The organism is Clostridium sp. C1, assembly GCF_018223625.1.
GTDB lineage: Bacteria > Bacillota_I > Bacilli_A > Erysipelotrichales > Coprobacillaceae > Allocoprobacillus.
On sequence record NZ_CP073631.1, the window covers coordinates 2,382,121 to 2,396,690 of the forward strand.

Consider the following 14,570-nt stretch of genomic DNA (forward strand, 5'->3'; position numbering starts at 1 on the left):
AAATATGAATATTAAAATCGCTTTAGCAGGAAATCCTAACTGTGGGAAAACAACTATGTTTAATGCTCTCACTGGAGCAAACCAATATGTAGGAAACTGGCCAGGTGTAACAGTAGAGAAAAAAGAGGGTAAATTAAAGGGAAAGAGAAAAGATGAAAATATCATCATTACAGATTTACCGGGTATTTATTCGCTTTCTCCTTATACATTGGAAGAAGTTGTCAGTCGTGATTATATTCTTAATGAGAATCCAGATGTGATTATTAATTTGGTTGATGCTACTAATATTGAAAGAAATCTTTATTTGACAACACAATTAATTGAAACGGGTGTGCCTGTTGTCATTGCCTTAAATATGGCTGATTTATTAAAAAAGAGAAACATCAAAATTGATATAAAACGTTTATCAATGTTGTTGAATTGTCCTATTATTGAAACATCTGCTTTAAAACAGACGGGACTGGATGCTTTGATAGATGAAGCTGTAAAAGTAGCACATCAAAAAGAAGTGTCTTTACCAAAAGATATTTTTTCATCTGAATTAGAAAAAGCTATTGTGGAAGTGGAAAATCAATTACCTGCTTCTATTGGTTTGGATAAAAAGAGATGGTATGCAATTAAATTATTAGAAAATGATAGTAAGGTTGTAGAGCATTTACAAGGAAAGATTATAAATCAAGCCATTATTGATCATCAACGTATCACACTAGAAAAGAAGCACGATGATGATATGGAAAGTATTGTGACTGATGAAAGATATCAGTTTATTCAAAAAATAATTTCTACAACAGTTAAAAAAGGTGGAGAAAAATTAACGATTTCAGATAAGATTGATAAAATTGTAACAAATCGTATTTTAGGTATTCCTATCTTTATAGCCGTGATGTTTATTGTCTATTATGTATCTGTCACAACAGTAGGAACTTGGGTAACAGATTGGACTAATGATGTTTTTGTTGTAGCAATTCAAGATGCTGTTGGAAGTTTCCTTACAAGCATTGGAACAGGTGATATTGTTCAAGGGCTTGTTGTAGATGGTATTATTGGTGGTTTAGGAGCAGTACTTGGCTTTGTACCACAGATGGCTATTTTGTTCTTGTTTTTATCTATCTTAGAAGATTGTGGATATATGGTACGTATTGCATTCGTCATGGACCGTGTATTTAGACATTTTGGGTTATCTGGAAAAAGTTTTATTCCACTACTTATTTCTTCAGGGTGTGGAATTCCAGGTATTATGGCTTCTAAAACAATTGAACAGGATAATGATCGTCGTTTAACAATTATGACAGCTACTTTCATCCCTTGTGGAGCAAAGTTACCAGTTATTGCTTTAATGGGTGGTGTCATTGCAGGAGAAGTGGCAGGATATACTGAAAGTTCATTTATTGCCCCAATGATGTATTTTATGGGAATTCTTGCTGTACTTGTTTCAGCAATTATCTTGAAAAAAACAAAACCATTCTCGGGGAAACCAGCACCATTTGTCATGGAATTACCACAATATCATATTCCATCAGTGAAAACAGTTTTATTACATGTTTGGGAAAGATTAAAAGGATTTATTATTAAAGCTGGAACCATTTTATTCTTGGCATGTGTTGTGATGTGGTTCTTAGGTGCTTATGGATTTGTAGATGGACACTTTGGATTGGTTGAAAGTGAAAATAGCTTATTAGCTATGATTGGTGGATTGATTGCTCCAATCTTTGCACCACTTGGATTTGGAAACTGGCAGGCAGTGGCTGCTTCGCTTTCAGGATTTACAGCGAAAGAAGCGATTGTTTCAACAATGGGATTATTGGCGAATGTTGCTGGAGATGTCGAAGATGCAGTCAATGTTGCTCAAGGTGTCCAAGCATGGTTCCCTACAACTTTATCTGCTTTATCATTCTTGATTTTCAACTTATTAGATTCACCATGTCTTGCGGCTATTGCGACTATGGCTCAACAGATGCAATCTCGTAAATGGTTCTGGTTTGCGATTATTTTCCAAAATGTCTTTGCTTATGTTGTATGTTTATGTATTTACCAGATTGGAACATTCTTTGTGACAGGAGTCTTTGGTATTTGGACAGCTATTGCATTTGTCTTGGCAGCTGTGATATTATTCTTGTTGTTTAGACCAGATCCATACAAAAATCAAAAAGTGTATTCAAGAAGATCAGTTCAAGTCAATTCATAGTCAAGTCACTGGATACGAGAGTGTCCAGTTTTGACATATTAAAGGAGTGAAATGTTATGGCAGATATGATTGTTTTAATACTTATTGCCAGTTATTGTCTTTATGTTATCATACAATATTATCGTAAAAAGAAAAATGGAACGCAAAATGGTTGCAATGGTATCTGTACAGGATGTAGTGGCTGTGGAGATTTAAAACATTTGAAAGAAATGTATGATGCTGATCAAAAGAAATCAAAGAGGTAGGTCTATATGGGAAATTCAACCGGATCAATGTTTTATATGTTTTTGATTATTATTGTTGTTTATATTGTTGGGATGTGTATTTATTTAGGATTTCAAAAATTTAAAAAATGGTTAAATAAACGCAATGATTTAAAATTTCAGGAAAGAAGGGATCATCATGGTTGATGCAATTATTATTGGGATAGTTGTTGTTTTGTTGTGGTTTGCATTAAAAGGCAGTATGAAACATTTTAAAGGTGATGGTTCTTGTTGTGGTGGAAGCCACAAAAATCTTGATGTTGAAGAAAAGAAATTAAAATATCCAATCATTGGAAAGAAAGTTTTAAAAATTGAAGGAATGCATTGTGATCATTGTGTAAAACATGTTCAAAATGCGATTAATTCTATAGATGGTGCAAGTGCAAAAGTAGATTTAAAAACACAAACTGCCGAAGTCAGTTATGATCGAGAAATCAATGATGATGATTTATATCGTGTTATAGAAAAAGCTGGATATCATATTCAGTCTATGACTCATGAATTATAATAAATGAAAGAGCTGTTGAAAAGACAGCTTTTTGTGTTAGTTTAAAAATTATTATTGATATGTTAAAATGTGGTTTAAAAAGATAGGAGAGTGATATCAATGATAAAGTACGAAGAAAATATACTAAAGATTGAAGATATTCAAGCAATAAGAAAAGCAGTACATTGGTCTATGTTTACAGATCACCAATTACAACAAGCATTAAATATGACTGTTTATAGTATTGTTGTGAAGGATGATGAAAATGTTATCGCAATGGGGAGATTAATAGGTGATGGAATTTATTATTTGATATGTGATGTAGCTGTTATTCCTGAATATCAAAAACAAGGAATTGGAACGAGAATTATTGAAAAAATCATTGAATATGTTCAAAATCACTTACAAAACAATGAACGTTGTTCTATTCAATTAATTGCTGCAAAGGGAAAAGAAGCATTTTATGAAAGCTTAGGCTTTGCAAGAATACCTAATGATTTATCAGGTCATGGAATGCAGATGTTTATAAAGAAAAAATAATACATCATTAGAAATAGAAATCAATGACTATTTTTTATAAAATAGATATAAGGAGTGCTTGATATGAATATAAAAGAAGTTTTACAAAAAGCTGATGAAGTGATTGAAGATCAAAAATTAAGAGAAATGTTTAAAAAGTGTTTTATGTCTACATTGGAAACAAGTGTAAAAGTAGATGGGGAGAAAACTTATATTATTACTGGTGATATTAATGCCATGTGGTTACGTGATTCCAGTTGTCAAGTGCATCATTATTTATCATTGATGAAAGATGATAGTGATTTACAAAATAAGGTTAAAGGATTGATAAAATCACAAGTTGATTATATATTATTGGATCCTTATGCTAATGCATTTTTAAATACAGAAGATGTTGAAAGAGAATATCACGATACAACAATTATGAAACCTTATGTATGGGAAAGAAAATTTGAATTGGATTCATTGTGCTATCCTGTTCAGTTGGCTTATCTATATTTGAAAGAAACAAATGATGATACGATTTTTGATAAACAATATCTTCATTTTATTCAAACAATTTTGGATGTTTTTGAAACTGAGCAATACCATAGTCAAAAATCAAGTTATACTTTTGAAAGAGATATGGCAAAAGTATGGAATTTAAGAAAAACGGAAACTTTACAAAATCATGGACATGGTTTTGATACAAGATATACAGGGATGATTTGGAGTGCATTTCGTCCAAGTGATGATGCCTGTGCCTTGAATTATAATATTCCCGGTAATATGTTTTGCAGTGTGATTTTATCTTACTTACAAGAAATTGTTAAAGATATTTATCATGATGAATATTTGGAAGAACGTATTCAAGATTTGAAATTTGAGATTGATTATGGAATTGAATTGTTTGGAACATATCTTCATCCAAAATATGGGAAAATCTATGCTTATGAAACAGATGGATATGGAAATCATGTTTTAATGGATGATGCAAATGTCCCAAGCTTATTATCTTTACCATATTTAGGATACTGTAATGAAGATAATGAGATTTATCAAAATACAAGACGTTTTATTTTAAGTCATGATAATCCTTATTATTATGAAGGGACAAAAGCCAAAGGCATTGGTTCACCACATACATGGAAAGAATATGTATGGCCAATCGCTTTAACAATGCAGGCATTGACATCAACTGATGAACAAGGAATTCAAACACTTATTGATATGATTGTGAATAATACAGGTGATACAGGATATTGTCATGAAAGTTTTGATGTCAATGATGATAGCCAATATACAAGACCATGGTTTTGTTGGGCAAACTCTTTATTTGCAGAACTGATTATGAAAGTGTATTTTCGTTAATATCGAAGGACTCATATAGCTATTATATGAGTTTTTTTATCGAAAGAGTAAAATTTTTACTCTTTCTGTAATGGTCAAGAAGTTCTTGACTATTTATAATAAAAAAGTCAATAGGAGGAGGAAAATTATGAACAAATTTATGGATGTGTTAGAAAAATATTTAACACCATTTTCACAAATGGTTGCAAACAACCATTTATTACAATCTATTAAAGATGCATTTATTTTAGGAATTCCATTTACAGTAGTGGGTTCAATTTGTGGATTGATTAAATCACAATTAGAATACTGGTTAACTCAAGCAGGAGTTTCTTTAGATGGATTTTTGGGAAGTTTAATTCATGTTTTAGGAAATGTTGGAACAGTAGCAATGGGTCTTATGGGAATTGTTATTGTATTATCTTCATCATATTTCTATGCTCAAAGATTAAAAGAGAATAACAATAAAGTTGTTCCATTAATGACTTCATTATTAGCATTAGTTTCTTATTTTGCAACAATTCCTTGGGAAGTTGCTGGAGAAAGTGAAACTTTATCAGGGTTTGCATTAAATTACTTTAATTATGAAGGTATGTTTACAGGTTTACTTATTGGTTTATCAACAGCATGGCTTTATTCAAAACTTGTAAAATCTAAATTTACTATTAAATTACCTGATTCAGTACCAACAGGTGTATTAAATTCATTCTTAGCTTTAATTCCAATTTCAATTATTCTTATTCTTTTTTCAATTGTTAAAGAAGTTGTTGTATTATGTGGATTCACATCTTTACAGGCAGTTATTGCACAATTTATTGTGACTCCATTATCTAATGTTGGAACAGGATTACCAGCAATTATTATTGTTATTTTATTAATGCAGTTATTATGGTTCTTTGGATTACATGGTTTTTCAATTATTTGGGGTGTTGTTTCATCTATCTGGTTACCATTATTTATGGAACAAATTGATACTTTTGCAAAAACACAAAGCTTTGATTCTATTACACAGGTTGCACCAAATACAATCAGTAATATCTATGCTATGTTAGGTGGTTCAGGATCAACACTGGCATTAATCGTTGTTTTATTAATTTTAGCACCTAAAAAATCAGCAGAAAAAGAAATTGCAAAGATGTCATTAGTACCAGGTATTTTCAATATTAATGAACCAATTATTTTTGGATTACCAATTGTCTTAAATCCAATGATGTTTATTCCATTTGTATTTATTCCAGTTGTGAATGCAATTATTGCTTATTTTGCAGTGAGTATGCATTTTGTCAATCCAATGGTTGTTTTAAACTCAGGACAAGAACCTATTTTCTTTAATGCTTGGGTATTAGGAGCATTTACTTTAAGTCCGGTTATTTTGATGATGATTTTATTTGTTATCGACATGGTATTATATGCACCATTTGCAAAGATGGTTATTAAGCAGAATCAAAAAGGGTAGGGGATTTGATTGAAAAAAGTACATTTTATTTCTCATACTCATTGGGATAGAGAATGGTTAAGATCATCCGATGCTTCAAGAATCAAATTAACTTATTTATTTGAAGAACTTATTTCTATTATGGAAAATAATCCAGATTATAAGTATTTTACTTTTGATGGACAAACAGCAGCTTTGGAAGATTTTCTAGAGCTGCGTCCTCATAGAAAACCTTTTATTCAAAAATATGTATCACAAGGTCGTTTATTTATTGGACCATGGTATACTCAACCAGATATGTTTTTGGCTGGGGGAGAATCTTTAGTTAGAAATCTTTTAATTGGAAGTCATATTGCTGAAAGTATGGGGCATTGTATGAATGTTGGCTGGATTCCCGATGCTTTTGGTCAAATAGAAAAAACACCTCAATTATTTAAAAAGTTTGGTTTTGATGGTATTTTTGCATGGCGTGGCTTTGATTATGAAAATATTAATGATAGTATTTTTAAATGGAAAGCACCAAATGGAGATACACTTTTAACGGTTCATTTTCCATTAGGATATGGTTATTATCGATATTTACCATTAGATGCCAAAAAGGCATATGAAGATATTTGTGATACTATTGATAAAACAAAAGATAGATTTAAAGATGGTCAGGTTCTTTTTATGGGAGGTAGCGATTATGCAGTTCCTAAGAATCATATACCACAAGCTATTGAATCTATTCATCAAAAACTTCATGATGAAGGATATGATATTGAAATGTCAAATCCAGAGAAATATATGCATGAAGTGAAAAAATCTTTACAAGAAAATCAAAGAGAGGTTCAAATATATCAGGGAGAAGCAAGATCGGCTGCATTAGGACGTATTCATGCAGGTATATCTTCAACAAGAGTAGATATTAAAAATGCAATGAAGTATTATGAAAATATGTTAGCGACGATTGTTGAACCATGGAGTGTTTGTACATCTTATTTGGGTGGTCAAGATTATCAAGAATTAATGACATATTTCTGGAAAATTATTTTTAAAAATCAATTTCATGATTCTGCGTATTCATCATCACCAGATACAATTAATCAGACTGTTGAAAATCGTTTATTGAATTTAAGACATGGATTAAATGAACTGTTATGGATGAATATAAGATATTTAAGAGATCATGTTGATTTTTCTCATTTAAATAAAGATGAGGAAGCATTGATTTTATACAACCCATTGCCATATAAACGAAATGACTGTTTCTTTGTAAGTATGATTTTAAAATCTAAAGATTTTATATTATCTGATGAACAAGGAAATACTATACCATATGTTATTAATAAGACACAAATTGCTATGAATCAAGAAATAGAAACATATAATGGTATAGCTAATTTCCATGATGGTGGTGAAGTTCTAGAAGGAACAAAATATATTGTACAAATAAGATTAGATGCAAATATATTACCATCAATGGGATATAAGGTGTTAAAATTGACTTATCAAAATCCAGAAAAATATATTATTCAAACAGATTTACAAAAACAAGATAGTACTTTTGAAAATGACTATCTTCAAGTTTCATTTAATGAACATGGGCAGATAGATGTTTATGATAAGGTTAATCATCAAGAATATCAAGATGTTCTCTATTTTATAGAAGATGGAGATGATGGTGATGAATATAATTATTCGCCACCATATCAAGATAAACTTGTGGATACAAGACAGTTAAAACCAGTTATAGAGTGTGTTGAAGATAATGAAATGGAGATTGCTTATCAGTTTTCATATATATTAGAAACACCAAAAGAATGTATTAATCATTATCGTAGTCAAGAAACTGTGAAATCATCTTTTGATGTGATTATTTCCCTAAAAAAACAATCTCGTCAAATAGATGTGAAAACTGTTGTTAATAATCATGCAAAAGATCATCGTATCAGAGCAATGATTAAAGATATACATAAGCATCATTATAATCAATCACAAGATCATTTTGGTTACACAATTAGACATAATCAAATATTAAATCAAGTAGGTCTAGAAAATGGAGCAACTGAGGAAGTATTACCTTTGTATACAATGCAGAAATTTGTTAGACTTGTTGATTCTCCGTTAGCTCTTATAACAAAAGGAGCATGTGAATATGAGATTATTGATGATTGTCAGATAGCTTTAACATTACTAAGATGTGTAGGAAAATTTGGTAAAGCTGATTTAAAAATTAGACCGGGAAGATCGTCAGGATATCGATTAGATGCACCAAGTTCACAATTGTTGAAAACAATAACAAATGAATTTGCACTAGCTTTCCAAGTAGAAAATGAAGGCGATTTATATCGAAGAACACAGATATATAATTCATCAATACAGTTTAGACATGTAAATAATCTGGATTCGCATGAAGGTCATTTAAAATGGGAGAATAGTTTTTTTGAGATTGACCAGTATGTTGAGATAATGGCTATGAAGAAAAGCGAAGATGGTCAGTATAACGTGATCAGATTACTTAATGGAGCTTCTCAATCACTTGATGATGTTAAGTTAAGAGTTCCTGATCAAGTTAAAAAATGTTATTTATCTAATGTTAAGGAAGAAAAAATTGAAGAATTAAATATCAATCATCAATTTATAACAATTCCTCACATTACATCACAAGATTTTATAACATTATTATATAAGTAAACAGGGATAATTCTTCCCTGTTTTTCTATTATCTGTTACAATATAACAAAATGTGAGGTGGAATTATGGCTTTATTAGATCAATTTATGAAAAATGTAGATGTTTTAAGTGAAATAGAAAATCAATGTTTTCAAGAAATATTAAAAATGAATTTAGATAAGAAAACAATTACGATTCAATATTTGGCTGATATGTTAAATGTATCTACAACAACGATTTATCGAATGGTCAAAAAATTAGGATATCCTTCTTTTAAAGAATTTAGCTATGATTTGGTTTATCATAAAAGAAAATCATTTCTTCAATATCATCAAGTAGATGATATTGAAGAACAGATGAAAGAACAATTTTTAGAAACTCTTAATTATTTAAAAAATATGGATTTAAACCCACTGTTACAATGTATAGATCAAAGTCATTCACTTTTAATAGCGTCCAGTGGTTTGAATAATAATATTGCTAAAATTTTGGCAACAAAACTTAGTTTAATGGGGAAAAAGGTTAGTTTTCCAGAAGATCCATGGATTGCCTTTTTAGAAGCAAGTCAATTAAGCTCAAATGATCTTCTTATAGCTTTTTCAAGAGATGGTCATACACAACAAGTTTTAAACATTATAAAAAATGCGAAAGTTAGTCATGGTAAAGTCTTACTTATAACACAAGGGCAAAAAAGCCAAATGAAGAATCTGGCAGATTATGTATTGATGTGTGCTTCTGAGGAAGAAGAAGGTTATAATTTGGATACAAGATTGCAAATGCATATCTGTATTAATTATTTAATGAAAAAAATGTTGGATTATAAAAATAATCATAAAGGAGTGCAAGATAATGTATAGTGTTATTATTTTGTGTGCAGGACAAGGGAAAAGAACAGGTTTAAGTTATAATAAAATGTTTTATACTTTTCAAGGTCAAACTGTTTATGAAATGACATTGGAAGTTTTTATTCAAGATGCACGTTGTCAACAAATTATCGTTGTGACTAGACCAGAAGAAAGGGAGGACTTTATAAAGTTATCTCATGATTCACGTATTGAATTTGTGGACGGTGGAAAAGAACGACAGGATAGTGTTTATGCAGGTTTACAACGTGTTCAAAGTAAATATGTTTTCATTCATGATGGTGCCAGACCTTATGTGAAAAAACAACAGATTGATGATTTATTAGAGTGCTTAAAAACACATAAGGCTTGTCTAGTTATGGTGCCTTGTAAAGATACAATTAAAAGAGTTGTTGATGATGTTGTGATAGAAACTTTAAATAGAAAGGAACTTATGCAAGCTCAAACACCACAGGCATTTGATACAAAACTTATTCTAGATGCTTATACCAGAGCTATTCAACAAAACTTTCAGGCAACTGATGATGCACAAATGGTTGAAAACTTTACAGATGAAAAAGTTTATATGGTTTTAGGTGATTATAAAAATAAAAAAATTACAACAAAAGAGGATTTAATATAAAATTCTTGAATATAATCAATGAGGTGATGTTCTTTTGAAAAAGAAAAAACACAGTCTTTTTGTGATTATCATATTATTATGTATATGTGTATTGATTTATATTTTTATTCCCCATCCACCATGTTCTTTATTATCTTTTGATAAAAGAGCTGTCTGGTTTTCTTATGGAGATTTAGAACAGTTTTCTTATAAGTCACAAAAAGACTTTGAAAAAGATTTTTCACAAGCCATTGAAAATATAAAAAAATATCATATGAATACAGTCATTGTTCAAGTGAGAGCTTTTAGTGATGCTTTATATGATTCAAAGCTCTTTCCGGTTTCAAAAGTTATGACACATCAAGAGAGTTTATCATTTGATCCTTTACAATCAATGATAGATATTGCTCATCAAAATGATATGAGCATTGAAGCATGGGTTAATCCTTATCGTATCTCATTGAATCGAGAAAGTTTTGAACAATTTCTTAATGAATCACCCCATCATCAATGGCTGGAAGATGCCAGTCAAACCATTGGATATGCAACATATCAATATATTTTCAATCCTGCCAGTCAATCAGTAAGAGATTATATTGTTGATGGTGTTCGTGAAATTGTTGAAAATTATGATGTTGATGGAATTCATTTTGATGATTATTTTTATGTCGCTGGAACACATGATGGAACAACTCAAAATCAACGTATGGATTATGTCAATATGCTTATACAAGATGTTTATCAAACAATTAAATCTATTGATAATCATGTTGTGTTTGGCATTAGTCCACAAGGAAATTATGAAAACTGTATTAGTGATGGTGCAGATATTGATACATGGCTAAGTGAAGAAGGATATATCGATTATTTGATGCCTCAGATTTATTGGAGTGATCAATATGGAGAAGGTAATGAAGCAATGTTTACTAAACGATGTCAACAATTTGCTGATATACCAAGACATCAAAGTGTCATATTGTATGCCGGTTTAGCATTGTATCGTGCAGGAAATGGAGAAGATGAAGATTATGGCTGGCAAAATCGTACAGATAATATTTCTTCACAAGTTCAAATATTATATGAACATGGATATAAAGGTTTTAGTTTATTTAGATATGGTTCTTTTTTACAAGATTCAGCTATATTGGAATTAGAGAGTTTAATTCATCAACATATGTAAAAATAAGAGGTTTCAGTAGGAAAACCTCATTTTTTATTGATGTAATTTTTGATAAAGTTGTGATGTTATTTTTCTTGCATTTTTGATTGTTTTGATACCATAATCTTTGAGTTGATGGAAAGGAAATTCATCTGGTTTATAAGTATGTCTATGTTTTATTTTCATGAGATGATTGTGATGATTGTCGGATATATCTGTTTCTATGACCTGACATTGGTAAAGAAGATAATTATAAGGCTTATTGATATAGACATAAACCCAATCATCTTTTTGTATATGTGGTAATAGTTGCCATAGGATTGTATCAGTATGATCAAAACAATGGAAAATATCATCACCTTGAGGATTGACAGGTATAATCCATTCATGAATAGATTGAGTCAATTGATAACTTTCATCAATATGTTGAATAATTTCATAATCGGATAATGTATCATCCAAGATAATAGAAATCTATTTTTGTTTATTCATATGGTATGCTCTGTAAAATCCTTTTTGGTGAAGAAGTTGTTGAATATGATCTTCTTTTAATTTTAAATTCACAATTTCTATGTCTTGATTATCAGAATCTAATTTATTTTTATTGATGTTCATAATCAAAGCATACCATTTTTGATTGCTTTGATGCCTAAATACACCATATTGTGGATCACTATCCCAAAGAAATTCAGGATATTCATGATATTTTTCAATAATATATTGAGCAATACGATTAGATTGGGGATATAGAAAATATTGGGGAGAAGTACATTGTTCCTTAATATCATTTAAAATATTGATAAACTCTTGACGTACTTTAGAAACGAATTCGCCATGTGTTTTTATGCGATAGTTTGTATATTCTTCTTGAAAAGCTAAATCAATGATATGTCCTTGTACACTATCATTGTCTTGAATAATAATGATAACTTGAAATGTATGATCAAATATATCTTGTACATAAATGTATTGATGTGATTGTTTATGAAATCCATAAGATATTAATTTGTCATAGTTTATTTTTGTTTTTTGAAAGATATCTTCTTCTAATGTCATTTCAATCACCATCCTTTAGAGTGTATTTAAAAATTCTTTCCATTGATCTTCATGCTCAACAAAATATTTTGGACATATTTTACCAGTCACATCATAATGTCTTATTACATCTTGACTTTGTAAGTGATAAGTTTTCATTAATGCACGGACAAGTTTAACAAGAGAGTTATATGTTTCTTCATTGAATTTTCCACTTTCATCAGGGTGACAGCATTCAATAGAAATCGTATCTCGATTACGATTATTGGAAGCATAGGCAATCTCATTAAGAGGAATACATTGAATGATTTCACCATCTAAGCCAATAATGAAATGACTGGAAACAGATGTTGTTTTTGTATATCTTAGATTTTCAAAGTAGTTTCTATTGTTTTTAGCGGTTGAACCGGGATTTGCAGTATAATGAATAACAATCCCATTGACACGATGTAAAGACTTTCCACTTCTAGAATAAGGATTGATTGTGAGAAATTGATGTTGAATGGGTAGACCTTCAACCTGGTAGGCTTCAACATCATTTTGATGTGTAGAAGCAATATAGAAAGAACCTAGACTTATTAACATCAAAATCACCACCATAACAAGAACAGGTTTTTTATTCATTCTTTTTTCCTTAACCATCAAAATCACCTCGCTTTTACATTATGTCATACACTAATTGAAAATGTTTAAATAAATTCTTAATATTTTATAAATGATAAGATGAAGAAGCATATATTTTCTTTTGATAAACTCTTGAATATTCTTTACGTGCTTCTTCTTCAAAATAGGTATAATAACTACCGGGTGAAATCATGCCATTAATACCAATAATATCTATTCCTGATGTTCCAATGATGGAATCAGCTAAAAGAACACAATTGGTTGTTAAAACAAAATATTTTTGAAAACGTCCTTTTTTAAATTTATAAAATTGAGCATGAGTATATTCTTGAAGTCTTTTGGCATATGTATGCTGATGGTGTGTGAGTTCAAAAGGAAGCAGTAGTTGTTTTAATGATTGAATATTATGTTCAATTAATTGTGTCTGTTGATGATTTAATTGGAGAGTATATGCAAAGATAACACTTTGAGGATCGTCTTTTAAACAGAAATCAATATAAGATGATTCATCAACTTCAAATAATACACCATCACCTATAGCTCCTAATAAGTGATTAGATAAATCATCATAGGCACCATATGCATAAACAATATTTTGATAAGATATATCAACATGCCCAACGGCCCCAAATCCATTTTTACTGACGTGGATAAAAACTGTTAAATCTATATTGTGACCATCTGTATGTATGAAAGAAGGTGTTTCTAGTTTTTCGTTGATATAATCAATCATGATTCTAGGAATAAGAGCATTTAAAATAACAGGAAGTGATACATGGATTCTTCGTTTTATTTGATTTTGTCTGTTTTCACCTATGATTTCTCTGATTCCTTTTAAAATAAAAGAAAGTGCGAGATAAATGAGATAAATGCAAATGATTATATTTGTCTGATAAAGATGAATATAGGGTGAGAGAAGATAAGTAAAACCAAAGTTCATCAAAAATAAACTTGATAATAAAATAATAAAACGATAGGAAATATGGTTTTGTTTATATAAGTAGTAAGTGATAAATTGGGATAAACCCTTGATACATATATAAAATGCAAAAAGAAAGACAAATAGGGTAAAAGGTAAAGCAGGAAAGAGAGAAAGAATGATGCCTACAAAAAGGGATAATATAATTCCAGTTTTGTTATTTCTTTGTTTCCATACCATATATAATCCATTGAATAATATAGTGATTCCAAGAATTCTCATAGAAAAAATCATCATTGAAGGGTGAAAAAGGATAAATAAACTTATCAATAGGAGAATAAAACCGATTATAAACTCTATAAAAAAATAAAACTTATTTTTATACATAACATCATCTCATTTCTTATCCTATTATAACATTTTCAAATGAAAAAACCTCTTTAATTATAGAAATGATTATTATAAGATGATATATAGATATAAAAAGATTTGACTT

The 14,570-nt window shown here is 29.9% G+C and carries 15 protein-coding genes; 11 read left to right on the forward strand and 4 right to left on the reverse strand.

From position 1 onward, the window contains the following. The first annotated feature begins 4 nt into the window (after window positions 1-4). From feoB to KEC48_RS12830, 11 genes are all read left to right on the forward strand, one after another. Complete coding sequence (gene feoB / locus KEC48_RS12780) at window positions 5-2,185, forward strand: ferrous iron transport protein B (protein WP_211962735.1); 2,181 nt, start codon at window positions 5-7, stop codon at window positions 2,183-2,185. 56 nt (window positions 2,186-2,241) lie between these two features. Further along, a complete protein-coding gene (locus KEC48_RS12785) occupies window positions 2,242-2,430 on the forward strand; it encodes a FeoB-associated Cys-rich membrane protein (protein WP_205090081.1) in 189 nt (62 codons plus the stop codon). Window positions 2,431-2,436: 6 nt separating this feature from the next. Next, the gene (locus KEC48_RS12790) at window positions 2,437-2,595 is read left to right on the forward strand and encodes a hypothetical protein (RefSeq protein ID WP_211962737.1); all 159 of its coding nucleotides are present in this window, start codon (window positions 2,437-2,439) and stop codon (window positions 2,593-2,595) included. After that, window positions 2,588-2,956 carry a heavy metal-associated domain-containing protein gene (locus KEC48_RS12795; RefSeq protein ID WP_205090077.1) on the forward strand — a complete coding sequence of 123 codons (369 nt, stop codon included), beginning with the start codon at window positions 2,588-2,590 and terminating at the stop codon, window positions 2,954-2,956. Before KEC48_RS12790 ends, KEC48_RS12795 begins: the two co-directional genes overlap by 8 nt. Window positions 2,957-3,055: 99 nt before the next feature. Beyond that, the gene (locus tag KEC48_RS12800) at window positions 3,056-3,475 is read left to right on the forward strand and encodes a GNAT family N-acetyltransferase (protein ID WP_211962739.1); all 420 of its coding nucleotides are present in this window, start codon (window positions 3,056-3,058) and stop codon (window positions 3,473-3,475) included. A 63-nt stretch (window positions 3,476-3,538) separates the two neighbouring features. Continuing rightward, complete coding sequence (locus KEC48_RS12805; protein ID WP_211962741.1) at window positions 3,539-4,804, forward strand: glycoside hydrolase family 125 protein; 1,266 nt, start codon at window positions 3,539-3,541, stop codon at window positions 4,802-4,804. 127 nt (window positions 4,805-4,931) lie between these two features. Next, window positions 4,932-6,239 carry a PTS transporter subunit EIIC gene (locus KEC48_RS12810; protein WP_211962743.1) on the forward strand — a complete coding sequence of 436 codons (1,308 nt, stop codon included), beginning with the start codon at window positions 4,932-4,934 and terminating at the stop codon, window positions 6,237-6,239. Between the two features lie 9 nt (window positions 6,240-6,248). Then, a complete protein-coding gene (locus KEC48_RS12815) occupies window positions 6,249-8,894 on the forward strand; it encodes a glycoside hydrolase family 38 C-terminal domain-containing protein (RefSeq protein ID WP_211962745.1) in 2,646 nt (881 codons plus the stop codon). 65 nt (window positions 8,895-8,959) lie between these two features. After that, on the forward strand, window positions 8,960-9,730 hold the full coding sequence (locus KEC48_RS12820) for a MurR/RpiR family transcriptional regulator (protein WP_211962753.1): 771 nt from the start codon (window positions 8,960-8,962) through the stop codon (window positions 9,728-9,730). Further along, entirely contained in the window at window positions 9,723-10,358 is a 636-nt protein-coding gene (ispD, locus tag KEC48_RS12825; protein WP_211962755.1) for a 2-C-methyl-D-erythritol 4-phosphate cytidylyltransferase, read from the forward strand. The genes KEC48_RS12820 and ispD overlap by 8 nt, the downstream gene beginning before the upstream one ends. Window positions 10,359-10,392: 34 nt before the next feature. Continuing rightward, a complete protein-coding gene (locus KEC48_RS12830) occupies window positions 10,393-11,517 on the forward strand; it encodes a family 10 glycosylhydrolase (RefSeq protein WP_211962757.1) in 1,125 nt (374 codons plus the stop codon). A gap of 33 nt (window positions 11,518-11,550) precedes the next feature. On the opposite strand, the gene KEC48_RS12835 is transcribed toward KEC48_RS12830, so the two are convergent. From KEC48_RS12835 to KEC48_RS12850, 4 genes are all read right to left on the reverse strand, one after another. Next, window positions 11,551-11,958, reverse strand: coding sequence for a hypothetical protein (locus KEC48_RS12835; protein WP_211962759.1), 408 nt, complete (start codon window positions 11,956-11,958; stop codon window positions 11,551-11,553). Between the two features lie 12 nt (window positions 11,959-11,970). Continuing rightward, on the reverse strand, window positions 11,971-12,552 hold the full coding sequence (locus KEC48_RS12840) for an MmcQ/YjbR family DNA-binding protein (RefSeq protein WP_211962761.1): 582 nt from the start codon (window positions 12,550-12,552) through the stop codon (window positions 11,971-11,973). Between the two features lie 15 nt (window positions 12,553-12,567). Then, window positions 12,568-13,173 (reverse strand): peptidoglycan recognition family protein, encoded by a 606-nt coding sequence (locus KEC48_RS12845; RefSeq protein ID WP_211962763.1) that lies wholly within the window; start codon window positions 13,171-13,173, stop codon window positions 12,568-12,570. A 67-nt stretch (window positions 13,174-13,240) separates the two neighbouring features. Continuing rightward, complete coding sequence (locus tag KEC48_RS12850) at window positions 13,241-14,356, reverse strand: DUF308 domain-containing protein (protein ID WP_211962765.1); 1,116 nt, start codon at window positions 14,354-14,356, stop codon at window positions 13,241-13,243. Window positions 14,357-14,570 lie beyond the last annotated feature (214 nt).

Bases quoted from the DNA above. Each gene is read 5' to 3' on its own strand.
- feoB (WP_211962735.1), top strand. From the start codon at position 5: ATGAATATTAAAATCGCTTTAGCAGGAAATCCTAACTGTGGGAAAACA.
- KEC48_RS12785 (WP_205090081.1), top strand. From the start codon at position 2,242: ATGGCAGATATGATTGTTTTAATACTTATTGCCAGTTATTGTCTTTAT.
- KEC48_RS12790 (WP_211962737.1), top strand. From the start codon at position 2,437: ATGGGAAATTCAACCGGATCAATGTTTTATATGTTTTTGATTATTATT.
- KEC48_RS12795 (WP_205090077.1), top strand. From the start codon at position 2,588: ATGGTTGATGCAATTATTATTGGGATAGTTGTTGTTTTGTTGTGGTTT.
- KEC48_RS12800 (WP_211962739.1), top strand. From the start codon at position 3,056: ATGATAAAGTACGAAGAAAATATACTAAAGATTGAAGATATTCAAGCA.
- KEC48_RS12805 (WP_211962741.1), top strand. From the start codon at position 3,539: ATGAATATAAAAGAAGTTTTACAAAAAGCTGATGAAGTGATTGAAGAT.
- KEC48_RS12810 (WP_211962743.1), top strand. From the start codon at position 4,932: ATGAACAAATTTATGGATGTGTTAGAAAAATATTTAACACCATTTTCA.
- KEC48_RS12820 (WP_211962753.1), top strand. From the start codon at position 8,960: ATGGCTTTATTAGATCAATTTATGAAAAATGTAGATGTTTTAAGTGAA.
- ispD (WP_211962755.1), top strand. From the start codon at position 9,723: ATGTATAGTGTTATTATTTTGTGTGCAGGACAAGGGAAAAGAACAGGT.
- KEC48_RS12840 (WP_211962761.1), bottom strand. From the start codon at position 12,552: ATGACATTAGAAGAAGATATCTTTCAAAAAACAAAAATAAACTATGAC.
- KEC48_RS12845 (WP_211962763.1), bottom strand. From the start codon at position 13,173: ATGGTTAAGGAAAAAAGAATGAATAAAAAACCTGTTCTTGTTATGGTG.
- KEC48_RS12850 (WP_211962765.1), bottom strand. From the start codon at position 14,356: ATGAGAATTCTTGGAATCACTATATTATTCAATGGATTATATATGGTA.